This is a genomic window from Streptacidiphilus sp. MAP12-33 (assembly GCF_041261265.1).
Lineage (GTDB): Bacteria > Actinomycetota > Actinomycetes > Streptomycetales > Streptomycetaceae > Streptacidiphilus.
The window spans coordinates 24,480-45,350 of sequence record NZ_JBGCCA010000050.1 but is presented as its reverse complement, the minus strand read 5'-3'; the positions used below and the strand labels follow the sequence as shown (position 1 = coordinate 45,350).

Annotated in this window: 19 protein-coding genes and 1 pseudogene; 8 read left to right on the top strand and 12 right to left on the bottom strand. The window is 73.3% G+C overall.

Features of this window, described 5'->3' with window-relative positions; translation table 11 throughout:
- The first annotated feature begins 53 nt into the window (after positions 1–53).
- From ABH931_RS36075 to ABH931_RS36065, 3 genes are read left to right on the top strand one after another with little or no spacing between them, the layout of a single operon-like run.
- Positions 54–677 carry a hypothetical protein gene (locus ABH931_RS36075; protein ID WP_370123251.1) on the top strand — a complete coding sequence of 208 codons (624 nt, stop codon included), beginning with the start codon at positions 54–56 and terminating at the stop codon, positions 675–677.
- Entirely contained in the window at positions 678–3,428 is a 2,751-nt protein-coding gene (locus ABH931_RS36070) for an ATP-binding cassette domain-containing protein (RefSeq protein WP_370123248.1), read from the top strand. It begins immediately after the preceding gene.
- Positions 3,418–4,089, top strand: coding sequence for an ATP-binding cassette domain-containing protein (locus ABH931_RS36065; RefSeq protein ID WP_370123245.1), 672 nt, complete (start codon positions 3,418–3,420; stop codon positions 4,087–4,089). The genes ABH931_RS36070 and ABH931_RS36065 overlap by 11 nt, the downstream gene beginning before the upstream one ends.
- On the opposite strand, the gene ABH931_RS36060 is transcribed toward ABH931_RS36065, so the two are convergent.
- Positions 4,076–4,198, bottom strand: coding sequence for a hypothetical protein (locus ABH931_RS36060; RefSeq protein WP_370123309.1), 123 nt, complete (start codon positions 4,196–4,198; stop codon positions 4,076–4,078). The genes ABH931_RS36065 and ABH931_RS36060 overlap by 14 nt on opposite strands.
- A 40-nt stretch (positions 4,199–4,238) precedes the next feature.
- On the opposite strand from ABH931_RS36060, the gene ABH931_RS36055 reads away from it, so the two are divergent.
- A complete protein-coding gene (locus ABH931_RS36055) occupies positions 4,239–4,697 on the top strand; it encodes a hypothetical protein (protein ID WP_370123312.1) in 459 nt (152 codons plus the stop codon).
- A 29-nt stretch (positions 4,698–4,726) separates the two neighbouring features.
- On the opposite strand, the pseudogene ABH931_RS36050 reads toward ABH931_RS36055, so the two are convergent.
- A pseudogene (locus ABH931_RS36050) lies at positions 4,727–4,969 on the bottom strand (transglycosylase family protein); the annotation flags it as partial.
- Positions 4,970–5,196: 227 nt separating this feature from the next.
- Complete coding sequence (locus tag ABH931_RS36045; RefSeq protein WP_370123242.1) at positions 5,197–5,883, bottom strand: transglycosylase family protein; 687 nt, start codon at positions 5,881–5,883, stop codon at positions 5,197–5,199.
- Between the two features lie 536 nt (positions 5,884–6,419).
- On the opposite strand from ABH931_RS36045, the gene ABH931_RS36040 reads away from it, so the two are divergent.
- The gene (locus tag ABH931_RS36040) at positions 6,420–7,253 is read left to right on the top strand and encodes a hypothetical protein (RefSeq protein ID WP_370123240.1); all 834 of its coding nucleotides are present in this window, start codon (positions 6,420–6,422) and stop codon (positions 7,251–7,253) included.
- Positions 7,254–7,545: 292 nt separating this feature from the next.
- Positions 7,546–7,836 carry a hypothetical protein gene (locus ABH931_RS36035; protein ID WP_370123238.1) on the top strand — a complete coding sequence of 97 codons (291 nt, stop codon included), beginning with the start codon at positions 7,546–7,548 and terminating at the stop codon, positions 7,834–7,836.
- 6 nt (positions 7,837–7,842) lie between these two features.
- Here ABH931_RS36035 and der read toward each other — a convergent pair whose 3' ends face one another.
- From der to ABH931_RS36015, 4 genes are all read right to left on the bottom strand, one after another.
- Complete coding sequence (gene der, locus ABH931_RS36030) at positions 7,843–9,303, bottom strand: ribosome biogenesis GTPase Der (RefSeq protein ID WP_370123236.1); 1,461 nt, start codon at positions 9,301–9,303, stop codon at positions 7,843–7,845.
- Between the two features lie 66 nt (positions 9,304–9,369).
- On the bottom strand, positions 9,370–10,068 hold the full coding sequence (gene cmk, locus ABH931_RS36025; protein WP_370123234.1) for a (d)CMP kinase: 699 nt from the start codon (positions 10,066–10,068) through the stop codon (positions 9,370–9,372).
- A gap of 134 nt (positions 10,069–10,202) precedes the next feature.
- Positions 10,203–11,285, bottom strand: a complete 1,083-nt coding sequence (locus ABH931_RS36020; RefSeq protein ID WP_370123231.1) for a prephenate dehydrogenase — start codon at positions 11,283–11,285, stop codon at positions 10,203–10,205.
- 289 nt (positions 11,286–11,574) lie between these two features.
- Complete coding sequence (locus tag ABH931_RS36015; RefSeq protein WP_370123228.1) at positions 11,575–12,714, bottom strand: M24 family metallopeptidase; 1,140 nt, start codon at positions 12,712–12,714, stop codon at positions 11,575–11,577.
- 100 nt (positions 12,715–12,814) lie between these two features.
- On the opposite strand from ABH931_RS36015, the gene ABH931_RS36010 reads away from it, so the two are divergent.
- Complete coding sequence (locus tag ABH931_RS36010) at positions 12,815–13,153, top strand: DUF952 domain-containing protein (RefSeq protein WP_370123225.1); 339 nt, start codon at positions 12,815–12,817, stop codon at positions 13,151–13,153.
- Positions 13,154–13,307: 154 nt separating this feature from the next.
- Entirely contained in the window at positions 13,308–15,440 is a 2,133-nt protein-coding gene (locus ABH931_RS36005) for a hypothetical protein (RefSeq protein ID WP_370123223.1), read from the top strand.
- Positions 15,441–15,510: 70 nt separating this feature from the next.
- Here ABH931_RS36005 and ABH931_RS36000 read toward each other — a convergent pair whose 3' ends face one another.
- The 5 genes from ABH931_RS36000 to ABH931_RS35980 all read right to left on the bottom strand — a co-directional run bounded on the left by ABH931_RS36000 (position 15,511) and on the right by ABH931_RS35980 (position 20,819).
- Positions 15,511–17,010, bottom strand: coding sequence for an MFS transporter (locus tag ABH931_RS36000; RefSeq protein WP_370123220.1), 1,500 nt, complete (start codon positions 17,008–17,010; stop codon positions 15,511–15,513).
- 115 nt (positions 17,011–17,125) lie between these two features.
- On the bottom strand, positions 17,126–17,710 hold the full coding sequence (locus tag ABH931_RS35995) for a TetR/AcrR family transcriptional regulator (RefSeq protein WP_370123217.1): 585 nt from the start codon (positions 17,708–17,710) through the stop codon (positions 17,126–17,128).
- 4 nt (positions 17,711–17,714) lie between these two features.
- Positions 17,715–18,776, bottom strand: coding sequence for a pseudouridine synthase (locus ABH931_RS35990; protein WP_370123214.1), 1,062 nt, complete (start codon positions 18,774–18,776; stop codon positions 17,715–17,717).
- A 55-nt stretch (positions 18,777–18,831) separates the two neighbouring features.
- Complete coding sequence (gene scpB, locus ABH931_RS35985) at positions 18,832–19,419, bottom strand: SMC-Scp complex subunit ScpB (RefSeq protein ID WP_370123306.1); 588 nt, start codon at positions 19,417–19,419, stop codon at positions 18,832–18,834.
- Between the two features lie 482 nt (positions 19,420–19,901).
- Positions 19,902–20,819, bottom strand: coding sequence for a ScpA family protein (locus ABH931_RS35980; protein ID WP_370123212.1), 918 nt, complete (start codon positions 20,817–20,819; stop codon positions 19,902–19,904).
- Positions 20,820–20,871 lie beyond the last annotated feature (52 nt).

Genomic DNA, 20,871 nt, shown 5'->3' with positions numbered 1-20,871 from the left:
ACCCTCTCGGGCGGGTATTGATGAGGGAACGTGACCATTCGGGAGAGGTGACCATGAAGCTGCCGCCGTTCGGGGGACGCGGTCCGCGCGGCCTCGGTGGGCTGCGCGGCCGTGCGGGGCTGGTGGCCGGGGCGGCCGGGGCGCTGCTGTGCGTGCTCGGGTGGTACGGCGTCTCCGGCGAGCGTTACGCCGAACGGCAGCTGCCCTACCTGGCCTCGGCGACGATCCCCGGCGCGGCGCTGATCGTCGCGGGCGCGGTGCTGCTGGCCCGCCCCGGCGAGCAGGACGAGCGCGAACGCGCCGCCGGGGACGAGGAGACCCGACGGCAACTGCGGCTGCTGTACGAGCTGCTGGTCGAGGAGGCGGGACGGTCGGGCACCGGCGCCGGCGGAACGGGCGGCACGGGCGAGGGCGCGGCCGCCGCGGCGCCGGGGCGGTTCTGCTTCCTGCCGAACGGCCGCACCTACCACCGGGCCGGCTGCCTGCTGGTCGAGGGACGCGGCGACGCACTGCCGGTGACCCCGGCGGGCGCCCAGGAACGCGGACTGCGGCCCTGCCCGCTCTGCACGCCGACGGAGGCCCCGCGGGCCCCGGAATCCCCCGAGACCCCGACGGCCCCGGCGGATCCGGCGGATCCGGCGGCCGGGCCGGACACGCCCGCGGCGCCGGGGGCGTGAATGTCCTCGCTGCCGCTGGACCTGGCCCAGGCCGGACTGACCGTCGGGGCGGCCGCGTCACTGTCCGGGATCGGACTGGTGGTCTGCTACCGGGCCACCGGCGTACTGAACCTGGCCCAGGGCGCCATCGCCATGATCACCGCCTATGCGCTGCGGCAGACGATCGTGGTGTGGGACTGGCCCCGCGCCGTCGCCGTCCCCGCCTGCCTGCTGGTCTTCGCCCCCGCCATCGGGTGGACACTGGACGCGGCGGTCTTCCGGCGCCTCCAGCGCCGGGGCGCCGGGCCGGTGGAGAACCTGGTGGCGTGCCTGGGCGTGTTCGTGCTGCTGATCGGCGCGGCGTTCCTGCTGTGGGGGCCCACCCCGCTCGGTGACGCGCCGAGCCTGCTGCCGTCCTCACCGTGGGCGGTGCTGGCGGTGGTGGCCGTGCTGGGTGCGGCGGTCGCCGCGGTGGGGCGCTGGACGCCGTTCGGGACCCAGGTGCGGGCCGTCGTCGACAACCGGCGCCTGGCGGAGCTGTCCGGGGTGGACGCGGACCGGGTCTCCTCGGTCGGTTGGGCGTTCGGCGCGTTCACGGCCGGGCTGACCGGCGCCGTGCTGGCACCTGGGCTGCGCCTGGACCCGTACGGGCTGCCGCTGCTGGTCATGGAGACGATGGCGGTCGCGGTGATCGCCGGGCTGCGCAGCGTCGCGGGCGCGGTCGCGGCGGCGCTGGCGCTCGGGGTGCTGCAGAGCGAGCTGACGCAGTTCCACCCGGGCGGCTGGACCCAGTCGCTGCTGCAGGCCGTCGAGGCGAACCTGTTCGTGCTGGCGCTGCTGGCGGCCGTCCTGCTGCTGCCGCGACTACGGCTCGCCGGAGGGGAACGGCGGGCCTACCAGGCCGTGCTGACCGGGCCGCCGATCATGGCGGCGACGGAGGCGTCGCCCCGGGCGTTCGCGGCGCGGATCGGCGGCGCGGCGCTGCTGCTCCTGCCGTTCGCGTTCCGCGCCGACGACCTGCGGGCGGCGTTGCAGGTTCCGGCGCTGGCGCTGGTGCTGCTCTCGATCGTGGTGGTGACCGGCTACGGCGGGCAGGTCTCGCTCGGACAGGCCGGTTACGCGGGCCTCGGCGCGCTGTTCACCGGGGTGCTGGCGGGCGGCGGGCGCGTACTCGGACTGCCGCCCCTCCCGCCGCTGGTGGCGCTGGCGGTGGCGGTGGTCCTCGCGGCGCCGCTGGGCCTGCTGGTGGGGTGGCCCGCGATCCGGCGGCGGGGGCTGGCACTGGCACTGACGACGTTCGCGGTGGGCACGGCGATCAGCCGACTGGTGTTCCAGCAGCCTGCGGCCACGGCCGGGGTCGTACTGGACCGGACCGGGCTGCTGGGCGAGGACCGGTTCTTCTACGGCGTGGAGCTGGCCCTGCTGGCGGCGGCGCTGCTGCTGGTGCGGGCGCTGCGGCGGGGCCGGATCGGGCGGGCGCTCGGCGCGATGCGCGACCACGAGGCGGGCGCGGCGGCGGCCGGGGTGGACGTGCCGCGGCTGAAGCTGCTGGCCTTCGTCGTCGGCGCGGCGCTGGCCGCGCTGGGCGGCGGACTGCTCGGGCTGGGCGGGCAGGCCTTCGACCCCAACGGCTTCGATCCGGTCCTCGGTCTGATCTGGTTCGCGGCGGTCGTCGTGTTCGGCGCGGACAGCGCGCTCGGTGCGGTACTGGCGGCGGCGCTGCTCGTCGGTCTGGACACCGGGACGGTCGCCGGGGTCTCCACGGCGGCGGTGGGCGCGCTGGCGCTGCTGCTGGGCCGGATGCCGCCCGGCGGCCTCGCCGGGCTGGCCCGGCGGCCGGCCCGCACGCGCGACGCCGCGTCGGTGTCGCCGCCGGGCATCGAGGACCTGCGGCTGACGCCGCTCGGGCGGCGCCTGGCCGGGCGGGTGCGGCTGCCCGCGCCGACGGGGCCGGCGGTCGCCGTGCCGGGCGCGGGAGCCGGGGTCGGGAGGCTCGGGGGCGAGCGGCTGACCGCGCGGAACGTGACGCGGAGGTTCGCGGGCGTCACCGCCGTCGACGGGGTGACCCTGGCCGTGCCGCCAGGCCGGATCACCGCGCTGACCGGGCCGAACGGGGCCGGGAAGTCCACCCTGTTCGACTGCCTCAGCGGCGCGGGCCGCCCGGACGCGGGCCAGGTGCTGCTGGGCGGCCGGGACATCACCCTCCTGCCCGAGCACGCCCGCGCCCGGCTGGGGCTGGCGCGTACCTTCCAGCAGCTTGCCGTCTTCCCCGGGCTGACCGTCGCGGACAACATCCGGCTCGGCGCGGAGCAGGCGGCGTCGGGGCGGGCGACGGTCGCACCCGCCGAGGAGACGGAGGCGGTGCTGCGCCTGCTGGGGCTGACGGCCCTGCGCGACCACCCGGCGGCGGAACTGCCGACGGGCACGCTGCGCCTGGTCGAACTGGGCCGGGCGCTGGCGATGGCGCCGACGGTGCTGCTGCTGGACGAACCGGCCGCGGGCCTGGACCGGCGGGAGACGGCGCTGCTGGTGGAGCTGCTGCGCTCACTGGCGAACGGCGGGCTGGCGCTGCTGCTGGTGGAGCACGACCGGGAGCTGGTGGACGAGCTGGCGAGCGGCGTGCACGTGATGCGTGCCGGGCGGGCCCAGTTCCGGGGCGGACGCCTGGGGGGCGGGACGGCGGGTGGCGGAACGGCGGGCGACGGGACGGCAGGTGACGGGGGCGCGGGTGACGGGGTGGCGCCGGTCGGGCGGGGTGGCCATGGCGCTTGAGATCGAGCTGCGCGGCGCCCGGGTGCGGTACGGGCCGCTGGAGGCGCTGCACGGAGTGGACCTGCCGATCCCGGCGGGGGCGATGACGGTGCTGCTCGGGCGGAACGGCAGTGGGCGCAGCAGCGCGCTGCACGCGATGGCGGGCGTGGTGCCGCTGACCGCCGGACGGGTGCTCTGGCACGGCGGAGCGGTGCACGCGCGCGAGATCACTGCTCTCGACACGTATCGGCGCTCACGTCTCGGTGTCGCGCTCCTCCCCTCCGAGCAGGCCGTGTTCCCCTCCCTCAGCGTCGCGGAGAACCTCGCCGTCACGGGCCGCCTCGGCGGCGGGACCGACGCCGGGATCGCCCTCTTCCCCGAGCTCGCACGCCTGCTGCCGCGCACCGCCGGCACGCTCTCCGGGGGCGAGCAGCGGATGGTCGCCCTCGCCCGGGTGCTCACCTCCCCGGCCCGCCTGCTGCTCCTGGACGAGTTCGCCCTGGGTCTGGCGGAGGAGGTCACCGCGCGCGTCCACGCGACGCTCGCCGAGCTGGTCCGGGCCGGCCGCACGGTGGTCCTCGCCGAGCAGACCCTCCCGGACGGGGCGGTCTGGGACCTCGCCTACGAGCTCCGGCGCGGCGATCTGGTCGCCGCGCGGGAGCGGGATCTCAGCGGAGCCTGAGGACCATCCCGGCGGCGAGGTCGTCGGGGCTCGGCCCGATGAGCGCGCGGTTGCGCGCGTACAGCGCAGGCCACCCACCGGGGAGGTGGAACCGCCGCGCGATCGACACGAGCTGGTCGCCGGGCCGCACCACGTAGGTGGCGGGGACGGTGACCGGCAGGGTAGGGGTCGGCGTCGGCGCGGGCGCGGGAGGCCGCGTCGGGGCGGGGGTCGGCACGGGCGAGGGCACGGAGGTCGGCCGATGCGTCGGCGACGGGCTCGGCGACGGCTTCACGCTCGACGTCGGAGTCGGCCTCACCGTCGGCCTGACGGTCGGCGTGGAGATGGGGGCGGGCCGATGCGTCGACGTCGGGCTCGGCGACGGCCTCACACTCGACGTCGGAGTCGGCCTCACCGTCGGCCTGACGGTCGGCGTGGGAATGGGGGCGGGCCGATGCGTCGAGGTCGGGCTCGGCGACGGCTTCACACTCGGCGACGGCTTCACGCTCGGCGACGGCCTCACCGTCGGCCTGACGGTCGGTGTCGGCTTCACGCTCGGCCTCACGGTCGGCGTGGGCGACGGCTTCGGGGTCGGGCTGTGGGTGACGCCGACCGGTGGGCGGCCGTAGAGGCCGAGGTCGCGGGAGCAGCTGGGCCAGGCGTCCCAGCCCTGCCAGGCGAGGATGACCTCTGCCACCGCGATCTGCTCGGCCTTGGTGGCCAGGTCGGGACGGGAGGCGTAGCGGGTGCCGCCGGCCTCGCGCCAGGTCTCCAGGGAGATCTGCAGGCCGCCGTAGAAGCCGTTGCCGGTGTCGATGTGCCAGCGGCCGCTGCTCTCGCACATCGCGAGCTGGTCCCAGATCGAGACCGGGGCCTGCGCGGACGCGGCATCAGAGACCATCGGCAGCACGCACAGCAGCATGGCCGCGGCGGTGGCCCCGCCGGCGAGGACTCGTCTTCGAGCTATGCCCATGGAAGCTGACGCTACGTCGCCTCTCTCAGCAGTCCGATTGTCGTATCAATCGCCACGCCGTGGACTCACCCGAACGCACGACAGCAGCGCGACCCACCGCCCGGACGGGGCGGTGGGTCGCGCTGCTGTCGTCGGACAACCGGGAGCGTGCTGCCTCAGCCGAGGTTCAGGACCTGGCCCGGGAGGATCAGGTTCGCGTCGCCACCGATGACGGCCTTGTTGGCGGCGTACAGGGACTGCCAGTTGGTGCCGTGGGCGGCCGCGATGGCGCTCAGGGTGTCACCGGACTGGACGGTGTAGCTGCCCGAGGAGGAGCCGGAGCTCTGCGCCGGGGCGGGGGTCTGCGCCGGGGCGGGGGTCTGCGCCGGAGCCTGGGCCGGGGCGCTCTGCTGGGTGGAGCTGGAGGTGTCCTGCGAGGCCGACGCGCTGTTGTCCGAGGACGAGCTGCTCGACGAGGAGGAGTTCGAGGAGGAGGTGTCGACGGAGGCCGCCGCGCCACCCTGGCTCAGACCGGCCTGCGGGCCACAGACGGGCCAGGCGCCCGGACCCTGGTTGGCCAGGACCTTCTCCGCGATGGAGATCTGCTGACCCTGGGTGGCCTGGTCGGCGGTGGACGCGTACTGGGTGCCGCCGTAGGCCGCCCAGGTGCTGGCGTCGAACTGCAGACCGCCGTAGTAGCCGTTGCCGGTGTTGATGGACCAGTTGCCGCCCGACTCGCACTGCGCGACCGCGTCCCAGGTGGAGACCGACGCGGCGGAGGCGGCGGTCGCGGTGAGCAGACCGGCGACCGGGGCCGCGATGAGGGTGGCGGTGATGGCAGCGGTACGAACGCGGAACTTCATGAAAAGCCTTTCGACAGTCCCGGGTGGGCGGCTTTCGCGCTCTGCGCGTCCGCACCCTCGCCCCGCCACTCGCCGCCGACCTGTCCTGAGCGGCGGCGGGCACTGCCTCGTGCTGCGCGACGTTGCGCCGCAGGGCTGTGCATTGGCGGGCGAACCCGGGTGGTGCTCGTTGCACCGACGTCAACGACCGTAGGAAAGCCGGGGGGCGAGACTCAACCGCCGAAGCGAAGTCGCAGCTCAGGCTGCGGTTACCGGAAGTAAAAATCTTGGAAATCGACACCGGATGTCCGGTTTGGGACTTTTGTCGAAGCGTCAACGGAGCGGTTTCGTGACCTGAGTCACAGAAAACGGGCTCTGAGTCCGCGTGAGGTGCCCCACACGGTAGACAGAGGGTCACCCCCGGTTGCCCGCGCGTGACCGAATCGCACTTCTTTCCCGTGCTCGGAACACCTGAACCGTGACCCCGGGCACATCCGTGCGTTTGTCATCACGGCCGGGCAGTCGCGCTCCGGCCCCCGCGATTCGAGGAGTCATTCGTGCAGCGCATGATCGACGTCAGCGACGAGGTCCGTGCCGAGATCGGTGACGACGAGGCCGATCGCCTGCTCGGCGGCGGCACCGCACCCGACCGCTACGACTGCACCTCCTGCCGCGCTCCCGGCGACGTGACGCAGGAGCCGACGGCGACGGTGCTGTTCGTCGGCGAGGAGACGGCGGTCCTGGCCTTCGCCCACGCCCGGTGCATCCCCTCCCAGGTGGTCGAGGTCTCCGAGGAGCAGTTGCAGGGCGCGGTCCGGACCATCAGCGCGTCGATGACGCCCGGCGTGGCGGCGCCGGTCGCGCCCGCGCCGGAGCTGCACGTCCCGGACAGCGTGCCGAGCCCCGCGGGCGGGCAGGTCGCCCCCGCGGTCCTCGGCGTGACCTGCGGCCTGGTGCTGTGTCAGGGCGTGCCGCGTGCCGCGCTCGTCGTCGAGCCGACGGGGCCGGTCGGCCGGCCCGGCACGTCGGTGGGCGAGGACACGTTCGTGGAACTGCTGCTGGAGCACGGCTTCCAGCCGATCGTCGAGGTCGAACAGCCGCCCGCCCAGTTGCGCGGCTGGTCGGTGCTGATGGCCATGGGCCAGCTCCACGCCGTTCTCCAGCCCGTGCCGGGCGGCGGCACGAACGCCTGGTGGCAGGCGCATGCGCCGTTGCAGGTGACGGACGCCTGGCGCAGTGCCGCTTCGCAGCAGGCCGAGGTCATCATGTACGCCGCGCCGCACGGCAGCGTCGGGCGCCAGCCCCGCGAGGACCTGCTCCGGCACGCTCTGGACAACGCCTCCCGCAAGGGCCTGCTGCTGGGCGCGACCCTGCCGCTCGCGGGAACCTGAGCCTTTGGACGAAGGGCACGTGGCACCATCCAGGGGCGCGGGGAACTGCGCGGGAAACCACCCTGTGCGGATGGCCCTGCGCGTTGAGGACCATCTGCTCATCAGTGGCTTGTCGCGCAGTTCCCCGCGCCCCTGGATGGTGCCACCACCTGCGGGAGCGTACGCGGCCCGGTCACGCCCAGGCAGGGGGCGCGGCCCGGTCACGCCCGCGCGGAGGAGCCGCGCGTGTCACAGCCCCGCGCCCTGGGGAGTGCACCCGCATCTTTGTAGGTCGCCTCTCGTTGGCCATGGCGTGCAAGCCTTCGAGACGTACCCCACCCCCACCACGCCCCGCTTCGCCTGGCCGGCGACCAGCGCCATTCCGGCCATGCGTCCCGCGTTCGAGCGCAACGCCGAGCGGGACACGCCGATCTACGACGCGCTCTACGCGGAGTTCCGGCGGCTCTTCCGTTCGTTGCCGGGCGACCGCACCGGGGAGGAGAACTTCAAGCTCCCCTACTTCGCCGACTTCGCCTCGCCCAGCGCGCCGCAGACCGCCGGGCGGCACCGCAGCCGACTCTCGCTGCCGCCCGGGTCCGCGTAAGGGCCGCTACTTCTTCTTCGAGCGCTTCTCGCGCACGCGGACCGAGATGGAGATCGGGGTGCCGACGAAGCCGAACTCCTCGCGCAGGCGGCGCTCGATGAAGCGCCGGTAGCCCGCCTCGATGAATCCCGAGGCGAACAGGACGAAGCGCGGGGGCTTCGTGCCGGCCTGGGTGCCGAAGAGGATGCGGGGCTGCTTGCCGCCGCGCACGGGGTGCGGGTGGGCGGCGACCAGCTCGCCGAGGAACGCGTTCAGGCGGGCGGTGGGGACGCGGGTCTCCCAGCCCTCCAGGGCGGCCTCGATCGCCGGGACCAGCCTCTCCATGTGACGGCCGGTACGGGCGGAGACGTTGACCCGGGGCGCCCACTGGACCTGGACCAGGTCCTGCTCGATCTCGCGCTCCAGGTAGTAGCGGCGCTCCTCGTCGAGGCGGTCCCACTTGTTGTAGGCGATGACGACCGCGCGCCCGGCGTCCACGGCCATGGAGATGATGCGGGTGTCCTGCTCGGTGAGGGTCTCGCTGGCGTCGACGAGGACGACGGCGACCTCCGCCTTCTCCAGCGCGGCCGCGGTCCGCAGCGAGGCGTAGAAGTCCGCGCCCGCGGTCTGGTGGACGCGGCGGCGGATACCGGCGGTGTCGATGAACTTCCAGGTCTTGCCGCCGAGCGTGATCATCTCGTCGACCGGGTCGCGGGTGGTGCCCGCGAGCTCGTTGACGACGACGCGGTCCTCGCCGGCGACCTTGTTCAGCAGGCTGGACTTGCCGACGTTCGGGCGGCCGATCAGCGCGACACGGCGCGGGCCGCCGACGGTGAGGGTGCCGAACTCCTGCTTGGGGGCCTCCGGCAGCGCCTCCAGGACGGCGTCGAGCATGTCGCCGGAGCCGCGGCCGTGCAGGGCGGAGACGGGCCAGGGCTCGCCGAGGCCGAGGTTCCACAGCGCGGCCGCGTCGGCCTCGGCGGAGGGACCGTCGACCTTGTTGGCGCACAGCACGACCGGCTTGCCGGAGCGGCGGATCAGCTTGACCAGGGCGTCGTCGGTGTCGGTCGCGCCGACGACGGCGTCGACGACGAACAGGACCGCGTCGGCGGCCTCGATGCCCTGCTCGGCCTGCTGGGCGACCAGGCCCTCCAGGCCCAGCGCGTCGATCTCCCAGCCGCCGGTGTCGACGACCTTGAACCGGCGCCCGTTCCAGTTGGCGTCGTAGCTGACGCGGTCGCGGGTGACGCCGGGGCGGTCCTCGACGACCGCCTCACGGCGGCCGATGATGCGGTTGACCAGGGTGGACTTGCCGACGTTCGGGCGGCCGACGACGGCGAGCACGGGCATCGGCAGGTGCTCGTCGTCGAGGCTGCCGACCTCGTCGAGGTCGAAGCCCTCCTCGGCGGCGAGCTCCATGAACTCGGCGTACTCGGCGGCGTCCAGCTCGCCGTGCCCGGCCACGTGCCCGGCGTTCTCGTTACTCATGTGCGCGGTGCCAACTCTCGTCTTCGGCTGTCGTGTGGCATGGGGGGCGGCGTCGGCCGGCGACGCTCAGCCCAGCCGGGCGGCGGCGCGGTCGCGCACCAGCCCGATGATGTGCGTGATGACCTGCTCGGGACTCATCTCGCTGGTGTCGACCTCGACGGCGTCGTCGGCCTTGCGCAGCGGCGCGGTGGCGCGACCGGAGTCGGCGGCGTCGCGGCGGTTGATGTCCACCAGGATGGCCGCTATCTCGTCGGTGTCGGTGATCCCGAGCTGCGCGGCGCGCCGGGCGGCCCGGGTCTCGGCGGAGGCGGTCAGGAAGACCTTCAGGTCGGCCTGCGGGAAGACGACGGTGCCCATGTCCCGGCCCTCGGCGACGATGCCGCGCGGCGCGGCGACCGCGGAGGCTCGCTGGAGCTCGACCATCCGGCTGCGGACCTCGGGCACCGCGCTCACGGCGCTGACGGCCGCGGTGACGGCCTGCTCGCGGATCGGCCCGGAGACGTCGACGCCGTCGACGGTGATGGTCGGGCCCTCGGCGTCGGTGCCGGAGACGACGGCGGGCTTGTCGGAGGCGACCGCCACCGCGTCGGAGTCGTCGACGTCGACCTCGTTGGCCAGCATCCAGTAGGTCACGGCCCGGTACATGGCGCCGGTGTCCAGGAAGCTCAGGCCGAGGCGTGCGGCGATCTCCCGCGAGACGGTCGACTTTCCGGTGCCGGCGGGGCCGTCGAGCACGACGACGACCGGGGCAGAGGAGTTGTCCACGGGGCGGCTTCCTTCGGAACGCGGGGGCAGGGGTCCACGTCAAGGTTACCGTCCGCGACCACCCGTCCGGCCGCTTCCGGCCTGCGGCCCGCGCCGGGGCCGCTCAGGGCCCGCCCGGCGCGGGTGCCGGCCGCCTAGCGCAGGTGCCAGCCGCGCTCGCGCAGGGCCGCGGAGAGAGTCGGTATGGTCGTGGGCGCGACGCTGATCTTGACCAGACCGGCCTGCTGCCCGGTGGAGTGCTCGATGGCGACGTCCTCGATGTTGACCCCGGCGCTGCCCGCGTCGGCGAAGAGGCGGGCGAGCTCGCCCGGCTGGTCGCCGATGAGGACGGCGAGCTCCTCGTAGCGGGTGGGCGGCGCGCCGTGCTTGCCGGGGATCCGGGCCCGTCCGGCGTTGCCGCGCCGCAGCACGTCCTCGACGGTGACGGCGCCCTCGCCGCGCTTGTCCTCGTCGGCGGCCTGCAGCGCGCGCAGCCCGGCGACGGCGGTGGTGAGGTCGGCGGCGAGGTCGTCGAGGGTGTCGGCGACGGCGCCCGCGTTGGCGCTGAGGATCTCCACCCACATCGCCGGGTTCGAGCCCGCGATGCGGGTGGTGTCGCGGATGCCGGGCCCGGCGAGGCGCACCGCGTTCTCGGCGGCGTGCTCGAGCCGCGCGGCGATCAGGGACGCGACGACCTGCGGTGTGTGGGAGACGAGCGCGACGGCGCGGTCGTGGGCGGCGGCGTCCATCAGCACGGGGACGGCCCCGCAGAGAGCGACGAGTTCGAGGGCGGTGTTGAGGGTGTCCGTCGAGGTGTCGGGCAGGGGCGTGAGCACCCAGGTGCGGCCCTCGAAGAGGTCGGGCCGGGCAGCGAGGGGGCCGCTGCGCTCGGCGCCGGCCATGGGGTGGCTGCCGACGTAGCTGGTGGTGTCGCAACCCAGCGCGAGCACGTCCTGGCGGGGGCCGTCCTTGACGCTGGCGACGTCGGTGTAGGCGCGGGCCAGGCCCTCGGCCTGGACCTCGGCGAGGACCCGCCCGACGAGCGCGGGTGGGACCGCGATGATCGCCAGGTCGACCTGGCCGGTCGGCGGCTCGGTGGTGCCGGCCCCGAGGGACGCGGCGGTGCGGGCCGCGTCCGGGTCCGCGTCCCGCAGGTGGACGGTCATCCCCCGGGCGCTGAGCGCGAGGGCGGCGGAGGTGCCGATCAGTCCGGTGCCGATCACGACGGCGGTGCGCATGCGGGGTACGTCCTCGGGGTGCGGTGGGCCTTCGATGGACATTCTGGCTGAAGTCGCCTGCGGGCGTCGCGACGGCCGAACAGCCGACCGGGTCGGGGCGCAGTCCGATCCGGTCGGCGATGCCGACGATCGCCACGGTAACGGGACGGACACGCAGCGGAAACCTGTGTCCGAGGGGTGGAACCCCTCGGCTCAGGGGCGCGAGGCTCTGCCGATGTGCGGCTCCGCCTCGCGCCCTCGCGGCGACTCCGCATATCGGCCGAGCCCCGCGCCCCTGGATGGTGCACCTTCAGCCGGCCAGAATCCTGAGCTCGCGGCTGGTGAGGTTCAGGCGCTCGCCGCCGTCGGGGGTGCAGACGGCGATGTCCTCGATGCGGGCGCCGAACTCGCCGGGGAGGTAGATGCCGGGCTCGATGGAGAAGGCCATCCCGGGCTCGAGGGCCAGCGGGCTGCCGGAGACGATGTACGGCTCCTCGTGGGTCTCCAGGCCGATGCCGTGGCCGGTGCGGTGGATGAAGTAGTCCCCGTATCCCGCCTTGGCGATCAGGTCGCGGCCCACCGCGTCCAGTTGCTCGGCGGTGATGCCGGGGGCGACCGCGTCGCACTGCTCCTTCTGCGCGTGCAGCAGCACCTCGTAGAGGGCCTCGTAGCGCGCGGGCGGGCGGCCGACGCAGTAGTTGCGGGTGGAGTCGGAGCAGTAGCCGGACGGCATGGTGCCGCCGATGTCGACGACGACGGGCTCTCCGGCCTCGATGACCCGGTCGGAGACCTCCGCGTGCGGGGAGGCGCCGTTCGGGCCGGAGGCGACGATGACGAAGTCGACGCGGGCGTGGCCGGAGGCGATGATCGCGTCGGCGATGTCGCGGCCGACCTCGGCCTCGGTGCGGCCGGGGCGCAGCCACTCCTCCATCGCGGAGTGGACCTTGTCGATGGCCTCGGCGGCCTCCAGCAGCGCGGCCACCTCCGCCGCGCTCTTGCGCATCCGGAGCTCGCCCAGGACGCCGCCTGCCAGGGCCTGCTCGACGCCGGGCAGGGAGGAGCGGAAGGCGAGGACCTTCTCGGCGAACATGTGGTTGTCCAGGCCGACGCGGGCGAGGCCTCGCGGCAGGCGGGAGGCGACGAGGGCGTAGGGGTCCTCGGTCTCGCGCCAGGAGACGATCTCCAGGTCGAGCGCGCCGACGGGCGAGGCCTCGGCGGCGGGCTTCTCCAGCAGCGGGACGACGAGGAAGGGCGCACCCTCGGCGGGGACGGCGAGACAGGTGAGGCGTTCCAGCGGGAGGGCCTCGTAGCCGGTGAGGTAGCGCAGGTCGGCGCCGGGGGTGATGAGCAGGGCGTCGAGTCCGGCGGCGCGGGCGGCGGTCCGCGCGCGGGCGATCCGGTCCGCCGGGCTCGTGACGTTCTCAGAACCGTGGTCTGCATCGTGTGCCATGGCACATAGTTCATCACGCGGCACCCGCCCGCGCAGGGTTCCGGCACACCCACGTGACACCGCACTACTCGACCGGCCCCGACTGGGGTACAAACAGGACATGCTCTTCCATCTGACGCCGCTCGACGCCTGGCTGGAACATCCGGACCGCCCCTACACCACGGCCTCGCTGGCACTGGAGGGCTTCATCCACTGCTCCGCCGACGAGGAGCAGGCGCTGTCGGTGGCGAACGCCCGCTTCGCGAACGCGCGCGGGCCGCTGATGGTGCTGCTGCTCGACGAGGCGCTGCTCGACGCGCCGGTGCGGTGGGAGGACGCGAAGGACGGCGGCACGTATCCGCACGTCTACGGGCCGGTGAACCGGGCCGCCGTGGTCGGGATGCTGGAGGCCCGGCGCGACGCGGAGGGCCTGTGGGCCACGCTCGCCGTCTGGAGCTGAGCCCCTTTCTCGCGGCGGGCTGATTTCCCGTCAATTCACATGCGGGACATGTGGTGTACCTGTCGGCCCTCTTTCGTTCCGCCCCCTCGCGTGCCAGTGTGATGCCTCACGTTCTACGCGCGTCATGGACACGAGACGACTACGAGGGAGCAGGATGCGCACGAGCAAGGTTGTGGCCCTGGCGGTGGCCGCCGGGCTGGGTATCGGGGGCGCCGCGGCGCTGCCCGCCACGGCGGCGACGCAGCCCGCCGCGCAGCACCATTCCGCGAGCTGTCGGCTGGACTCGAACAATCCCGGCCTCAAGCACGTGATCTACCTGCAGTTCGACAACGTGCACTTCACCCGGGACAACCCGAACGTCCCGTCCGACCTGGAGCAGATGCCGCACCTGCTCAACTTCCTGACCTCCAACGGCGTGGTGGACACCAACCACCACACGCCGCTGATCGCCCACACCGGCAACGACATCCTCACGTCGCTGACCGGCCTGTACGGCGACCGGCACGGTCAGGCCGTGGCGAACTCGTACCGGTACTACAACCCGGACGGCAGCACCAACAGCGCGGCCAGCTTCGCCTACTGGACCGACGGCGTGGCCGACTCCTCGGTGCCCACCCCGAGCGACTCCAGCTACACGATGGTGACGCCGCAGGGCAAGAACACCCCCGCGCCGTGGGTCTCCTACACTCGCGCGGGCTGCGACTACGGCGCGGTGTCGGTGGCCAACACGGTGCTGGAGAACACCACCGTGGACATCAACAAGGTCTTCGGCGCCAACTCGCCGCAGGCCGCCGAGGCCAAGGCCGACCCGAACAAGGCGACCACCGACTACGTCGGCATCGGCCTGCACTGCGCGAAGAACTCGGCGCTGTGCAAGGGCGCGGGCGCGAACGCCTCCCCCGACCTGCTGCCCGACGAGCCGGGCGGCTACAAGGGCTACCAGGCGCTGTTCGGCGCCAAGGCGGTGGACCCGGCGATCTCCAGCACGGGCGTCGTCAGGTCGACCGACGGCACGCCGATCACCGACAGCGCCGGCAACCCGGGCTTCCCCGGCTTCGACGGCATGAGCGCCGCCAACTCCCTCGGCTACGTCGCGCAGATGCAGGAGTCCGGCGTGCCGGTCACCTTCGCGTACATCTCCGACGCGCACGACCGCCACGCGGCCCCCTACGGCGCGTTCGGTCCGGGCGAGGCCGGGTACGTGGCGCAGCTGAAGACCTACGACAACGCCTTCGCGGCCTTCTTCTCCCGGCTCGCCAAGGACGGCATCACCACGAAGAACACCGACTTCGTGGTGACCTCCGACGAGAACGACCACTTCGTCGGCGGCGCGCCGACCCCCGCGAACTGCGACGGCGTCACGGTGCCCTGCACCTACGCGCAGGTCGGCGAGATCAACGCGAACGCCAACGGCCTGCTGGCCACCCAGCAGGGCGTGACCACGCCGTTCAAGCTGCACGCGGACTCCGCGCCGAACTTCTACGTCACCGGCGACCCGTCCCAGACGGACCCGGCGACCCGCTCCCTGGAGCAGGCCTGGGCCAAGGTCACGGCGGTCAATCCGATCTCCGGCAAGACCGACACGGTCAACAAGTACCTGGCCGACCAGACGGAGATGAAGCTGCTCCACATGGTCACCGGTGACGCGGCCCGCACGCCGACGTTCACCTCGTTCGCCGACCCGAACTACTACGTCTACGGCGCCGCGGCGAACTGCAACTCGGCCTGTGTGGCGCTCGGTCCCGCCTACGCGTGGAACCACGGCGACTTCTCGTCCGACATCAACACCACCTGGCTGGGCCTGGCCGGTCCGGGCGTGAAGCACCTGGGCGTCACGAACAAGGTCTGGTCCGACCACACCGACATCCGGCCGACGCTGCTGGCGCTGACCGGCCTGCGCAGCGACTACCGCGGCGACGGCGTGGTGCTCACCGGTTTCCTGGACGGCAAGGCCCTGCACGGCACGCTGCGCGCCAGCGAGCACCAGTACGCGCAGCTGGCCGCCGCCTACAAGCAGATCGACGCGGGCGTGGGCGCCTTCGCGGCGGCGACGCTGACGCTGTCGAACAAGGGGGTCTCCTCCACCTCGGCGGGTGACGCCACCTACCTGGCCGACGAGGCCACGCTCACCACGCTGGGCAACGAGCGCGACGCGCTCGCCAGGCAGATCGCCACGGTCCTGGACGGTGCGGCCACCGGCCACCACCGGATCGACGACCGCACCGCGGACCGCCTGGTCAAGGAGGCCCACCTGCTGATCCAGCAGGCGCAGCAGGCGGCCGCCTGATCCAGCCGCCTGACCTGGCACCCTGAGCGCCGTCAGACCGACGCGCCCGTCACGCCCACATGAAGCACCGTCACATGTGGACCGCGACGGGCGCGTTCGCGTCCTGGGCGATCTTCCCGCGGCGGTACAGGACCGCCGAGAGGACCAGGCCCACGACGAAGAACCCGGCCGACCACCAGTAGGCGGTGGCGTAGCTGTGGAGCTGGGCGTCGGCCAGGTTGACCGGAGTCGGCGTCCTCCCGGCCATGTAGCCGGTGCCCGCGCTGGTGGCGAGGGTGTTCAGCAGGGCGGTGCCGATGGAGCCGCCGATCTGCTGGGTGGTGTTGACGGCCGCGGAGGCGACGCCCGCGTCCCGCTCGTCGATCCGGTCGGTGGCCAGGCTCATCGCGGTGGGCATGATCAGGCCGAGGCCCAAACCCATGATGACCAGCGGCGGCAGCACCGCGGAGGCGTAGGAGCTGTGCAGGCCCAGGTTGGTGAACCAGACCATGGCGACGGCGGCCAGCGCCATGCCGAACGGGACCAGCGGCTTGGGGCCGATCCGGGGCAGCAGCACGAGCGTGGCCAGCTGCGCGGAGACCATCAGCGCGCCGATCATCGGCAGGAAGCCGAGGCCGGTCTGCACCGGGCTGTAGTGGAGCGTCTCCTGGAGGTAGTAGGTCAGGAAGAGGAAGACGCCGAACATGCCCGCGCTGGTGATGCCGGAGGCGAGGAAGGACGCGCCGCGGTTGCGGTCGGTCAGCACGCGCAGCGGCAGCAGCGGGTGCGCGGCGCGGGTCTGCCACCAGGTGAAGACCGCCAGCAACAGGCCGCCCGCGACCAGGAAGCCCCATGTCTGCGGGGAGCCCCAGCTGTGGCTCTCGGCGTTGGAGAAGCCGTAGACCAGGCCGAAGAGACCGCCGGAGACCAGCACGGTGCCGGGCAGGTCCAGCTTGGGGCGGTCGGCGCGGGCGCCGTTGCGCAGGAAGGTGGCACCGCCGGCGAGCGCGAGGGCCGCGAAGAAGAGGTTGACGAAGAGGGTCCAGCGCCAGTTCAGGTGCTCCGTCAGCAGACCGCCGAGCAGCAGGCCGATACCGCCGCCCGCACCGGCGATGGCGCCGTAGATGCCGAAGGCCTTGGCCCGCTCCTTGGCGTCGGTGAAGGTCGTGTTGAGGATGGACAGCGCGGCGGGCGCGAGCAGCGCGCCGAACAGGCCCTGCAGAGCGCGGCCGGTGACCAGGACGGAGAAGTCCCCGGCGGATCCGGCGAGCGCGGAGGCGGCCGCGAAGCCGCCGACGCCGACCAGGAAGACGGCCTTGCGGCCGAAGAGGTCGGCGAGGCGTCCGCCGAGCAGCAGCAGCGAGCCGAAGGCCAGCGCGTAGGCGGTGACCACCCACTGCCGGTCGGCGTTGGAGAAGCCGAGGTCCTGCTGGGCGGAGGGCAGCGCGATGTTCACGATGGTGCCGTCGAGCACCACCATCAGCTGCGCGAGGGCGATGACGGCCAGCGCCCACCAGCGGCGGCCGCCGTGCGTTCCGGCGGGCTGCGCACCGGTCCGCTCGGCCGCGAGGGTTGTCTGTGCTTGGGACATGCGAACGCTCCGAACGAAACGGTTTCGTACTCTTCCGAAAGAAGAATACGCCCATCGAAACGATTTCGTTTCGATGGGCGCGTGTGACGGGCGTCTCAGCCGTCAGCCGTCCGGTTCAGCTGTTCAGCAGCGCCGGAAGGACCACCGCGTCGACGTAGCGCTTCATGTACTCCGGGTCCGCGAAGCGGTCCTCGACGATCTTGCGGCCGGGCAGTGCGCCCACCAGCGCGTGGGCCAGGAACTCCCCCGCCGCCGCGTCCGCGCGCACCTCGCCGCGCTCGACGGCCCGGTCGAGCACCTGCTGCAGCACCCGCAGCATCGGCTCGACGAGCATGGTGCGCAGCGCGGCGCCGAGGTCCTCGTTGAACTGCACGGCGTGCATGACCGCGCTCATGAAGACGGTGTCGTGCTCCAGGTCGACCCCGGCGTCCGCGAGGGCGAACAGGTCGCCGCGCAGGGTGCCGGTGTCGATCCCGTCGTACGGCAGCGGCTTGGTGTGCCGCATCGCCGAGGCGACCAGTTGCGGCTTGCCCTGCCACTGCCGGTACAGGGTGGCCTTGCTGACGTGGGCCCGGGCGGCGACCGCGTCCATCGTCAGCGAGTCGTAGCCGTGCTCCCGCACCAGCTCGATGACGTGCTCGTACAGCTCCGCCTCGCGCTCGGGCGTGAGCCGGCCCCGACCGGACACCACCTGGGTCATCTCGTCACAGCCCGACGGACTTCATCAGCTGCCCGACCTCCGGGTTGGTCAGCCGGCGCAGCCAGCCGGACTTCTGGTCGCCCAGCGCGATCGGGCCGAACTGGGTGCGGACCAGCTTCTCCACCGGGAAGCCGGCCTCGGCCAGCATGCGGCGCACGATGTGCTTGCGGCCCTCGTGGAGGGTCACCTCGACCAGGTAGTTCTTGCCGACGTTCTGGATGACCTTGAAGTCGTCCGCGCTGGCCCAGCCGTCCTCCAGCTCGATGCCCTGCTTCAGCTGCTTGCCGAGGTCGCGCGGGATCGGGCCCTGGATGGCGGCGAGGTAGGTCTTCTTGACGCCGTACTTCGGGTGGGTGAGGCGGTGGGCCAGCTCACCGTGGTTGGTGAGCAGGATGATGCCCTCGGTCTCGGTGTCCAGGCGGCCGACGTGGAACAGCCGCGTCTCGCGGTTGGTCACGTAGTCGCCCAGGCACTGGCGGCCGTCCGGGTCCTCCATGGTGGCGACCACGCCGGCCGGCTTGTTCAGCGCGAAGAAGAGGTAGTTCTGGGTCGCGACGGTCAGGCCGTCGACCTCGATCTTGTCCTTGTCCGGGTCCACGCGCTTGCCCTGCTCGCGCACGACCTCGCCGTTGACCATGACGCGGCCCTGCTCGACCAGCTCCTCGCAGGCACGGCGGCTGCCCATGCCCGCCCGGGCCAGCACCTTCTGCAGGCGCTCGCCCTCGAGCTCGCTCTGCGCGTTCGGCTTGGACGGCCGGTCGTGCCGCGCGCGGACGGCGTCCTCGACACGCGCCTGGAGCTCGCGCGGCCGCGAGGGCGCGGTCTTGCGCGGGCCGCCGCCCTGGCCGGAGCCGGAGCCGCGCTTCCACGGCTGCGGTTGCGCGTCGGGGCCGCCGCCGAACTCCGGACGGTCGTAGCGGCGCTCCTCGGGGCGCGGCGTCCCCTTGCCCGCGCCACCGCCGCGGCGGGCGCCCTGCTGGCCACCGCGGGCTCCGCCCTGGCCGCCACCCTGGCCGCCCTTGCGGGCACCGCCGCCGCTGCTGTTCCTGCTGTTACCGCTACGCATCAAAAACCCGCTGCCCGGTCTGTTCGTCGTCCGTCGTCTGTCAGGCGGCTGCCTGTCAATCTGCTGCCGCGACCGCGTCGGCGATCGCAGACCCCTCCTGCGAGTCCGCCTCCACGTCGTCGGCCTCGGGGAGGAACGGGGCCAGCTCCGGCAGCTCGTCCAGGCCGCGCAGCCCCATCCGTTCCAGGAAGTAGTGAGTGGTCCGGTACAGGTAAGCCCCAGTCTCCGGCTCCGTGCCGGACTCCTCGACCAGACCTCTCTGTACCAGGGTACGCATCACGCCGTCACAGTTCACACCACGGACGGCGGAGACGCGCGAGCGCGAGACCGGCTGGCGGTACGCGATCACGGCCAGCGTCTCCAGCGCGGCCTGGGTCAGCCGGGCCTGCTGGCCGTCCAGCACGAACCGGTCCACGACGGGCGCGCAGACGGCGCGGGTGTAGAAACGCCAGCCCCCGGCGACGAAGCGGAGCTCGAATCCGCGCTGCTGGTCGTCGTACTCCTGCGCCAGCTCGGCGAGGGCGGCGGCGACGAGCTTCCTGGGCCGCTCCAGCAGCTCCGCGAGCCGTGCGGCGGTGGTGGGCTCGTCCACGACCATGAGCACGGCTTCGAGCGCGGCCTTCAGCGGGATCCCCGCGAGGATGTCCGCCTCCTCGCCGTCGCCGGCGACGGGGGCCGCCGCCCGCCGCCCCCCACCCCGCGCCGCCGGCACCGCCGGCACGTCCGCCGGGGCGGGCGGCTCGACCGGAGCCGTGAGCGCCGCAACCGGCACCTCGACCACCGGCTCCGCCGGGGGTGTCAGGGCCTCCGGCGGACGGCAGCCCTGCGGCTCGTTCGGTGCCGGCGCGGCGGCGCTCGCCGCAGGCGCCGGAAGGGGCTCGGGTTCGCGGGCGAGGGGCTCGGGTTCGCGGGCGAGGGGCTCGGGTTCGCGGGCGAGGGGCTCGACCCACTCACCCGCCGACCACTCGTCGACCGCCGCCGCCTGCTGCCGGGTGAGCGGGTAGCCGGGCAGCGGCGCGTCGTCGTCCTTCGGGGGGAGCTCGTCGCGGAAGACCGTTTCCAGATGCTCGCCCGGACGAGCCTGGCCGGGAAGGCCGAGGCGGCGGCGGGGGGTGGGGTCGTCCGTCATGGGTGGCGCTCCTTGCCCTTGGTGCCCTTGCCGTTCTCCGGCTCCTCCGCCGGGGCCGACGCGTCGAACTCGTCGCCGAGGTCCGCCGCCACCTCGACCTCGCCCTCGGCGACCCAGCGGACGAGCAACTCGCCCAGCGCCTGCGGCTGGTCGAAGGCGAGCAGCTTCTCCCGGTACAGCTCGAGCAGCGCGAGAAAGCGCGCCACCACGGTGAGCACGTCCGGGGCGTCCTGCGCCAGCCGCCCGAAGCTGACCTCGCCGTGCTCGCGCAGCAGCGCCACGACGAGCTCGGCCTGCTCCCGCACCGACACCCTCGGGGTGTGGATGTGGTCCACGTAGACGACCGGCTTCGGCTTCGGCTCCATCGCCTTGGCGGCCAGCTTCGCGAAGGCGTCCAGGCCGATGGAGATGACCACCTCCGGCAGCAGCTCCGCGTGCTGCGGCTCCAGGCCGACCGTGCGGGGGTGGCGCAGCCGCTCCTCCTCCCAGCGCTGGGCGAGGATCTCGGCGACGCGCTTGTACGCGCGGTACTGCAGCAGGCGGGCGAAGAGCAGGTCGCGAGCCTCCAGCAAGGCCAGGTCCTCCTCGTCCTCGATCTCGGCGGCCGGCAGCAGCCGGGCCGCCTTCAGGTCGAGGAGGGTCGCGGCGACGACGAGGAACTCGCTGGCCAGGTCGAGGTCCCAGTCGGGGCCCATCGCCCGGATGTGGGCGATGAACTCGTCCGTCACCTTGGACAGCGAGACCTCGGTGACGTCGAGCTTGTGCTTGGCGATCAGGCTCAGCAGCAGGTCGAACGGACCCTCGAAGTTGTCCAGGCGCACCAGGAAGCCGCCGGTGGGCTCCTCGGCGGAGGGCTCCACGGCGTCCGGTGCCGCGTCCGGTGCTGCGGGCGAGGGGTCGGGCAGGGTGGTCATCGCGCCCTATCGTGCCCTGTCCCCCGCCCGGCGGGCGAGCGCCGCGCGGCCG

Bases quoted from the DNA above. Each gene is read 5' to 3' on its own strand.
- ABH931_RS36075 (WP_370123251.1), top strand. From the start codon at position 54: ATGAAGCTGCCGCCGTTCGGGGGACGCGGTCCGCGCGGCCTCGGTGGG.
- ABH931_RS36070 (WP_370123248.1), top strand. From the start codon at position 678: ATGTCCTCGCTGCCGCTGGACCTGGCCCAGGCCGGACTGACCGTCGGG.
- ABH931_RS36065 (WP_370123245.1), top strand. From the start codon at position 3,418: ATGGCGCTTGAGATCGAGCTGCGCGGCGCCCGGGTGCGGTACGGGCCG.
- ABH931_RS36045 (WP_370123242.1), bottom strand. From the start codon at position 5,883: ATGAAGTTCCGCGTTCGTACCGCTGCCATCACCGCCACCCTCATCGCG.
- der (WP_370123236.1), bottom strand. From the start codon at position 9,303: ATGAGTAACGAGAACGCCGGGCACGTGGCCGGGCACGGCGAGCTGGAC.
- ABH931_RS36020 (WP_370123231.1), bottom strand. From the start codon at position 11,285: ATGCGCACCGCCGTCGTGATCGGCACCGGACTGATCGGCACCTCCGCC.
- ABH931_RS36015 (WP_370123228.1), bottom strand. From the start codon at position 12,714: ATGGCACACGATGCAGACCACGGTTCTGAGAACGTCACGAGCCCGGCG.
- ABH931_RS36010 (WP_370123225.1), top strand. From the start codon at position 12,815: ATGCTCTTCCATCTGACGCCGCTCGACGCCTGGCTGGAACATCCGGAC.
- ABH931_RS36005 (WP_370123223.1), top strand. From the start codon at position 13,308: ATGCGCACGAGCAAGGTTGTGGCCCTGGCGGTGGCCGCCGGGCTGGGT.
- ABH931_RS36000 (WP_370123220.1), bottom strand. From the start codon at position 17,010: ATGTCCCAAGCACAGACAACCCTCGCGGCCGAGCGGACCGGTGCGCAG.
- ABH931_RS35995 (WP_370123217.1), bottom strand. From the start codon at position 17,710: ATGACCCAGGTGGTGTCCGGTCGGGGCCGGCTCACGCCCGAGCGCGAG.
- ABH931_RS35990 (WP_370123214.1), bottom strand. From the start codon at position 18,776: ATGCGTAGCGGTAACAGCAGGAACAGCAGCGGCGGCGGTGCCCGCAAG.
- ABH931_RS35980 (WP_370123212.1), bottom strand. From the start codon at position 20,819: ATGACCACCCTGCCCGACCCCTCGCCCGCAGCACCGGACGCGGCACCG.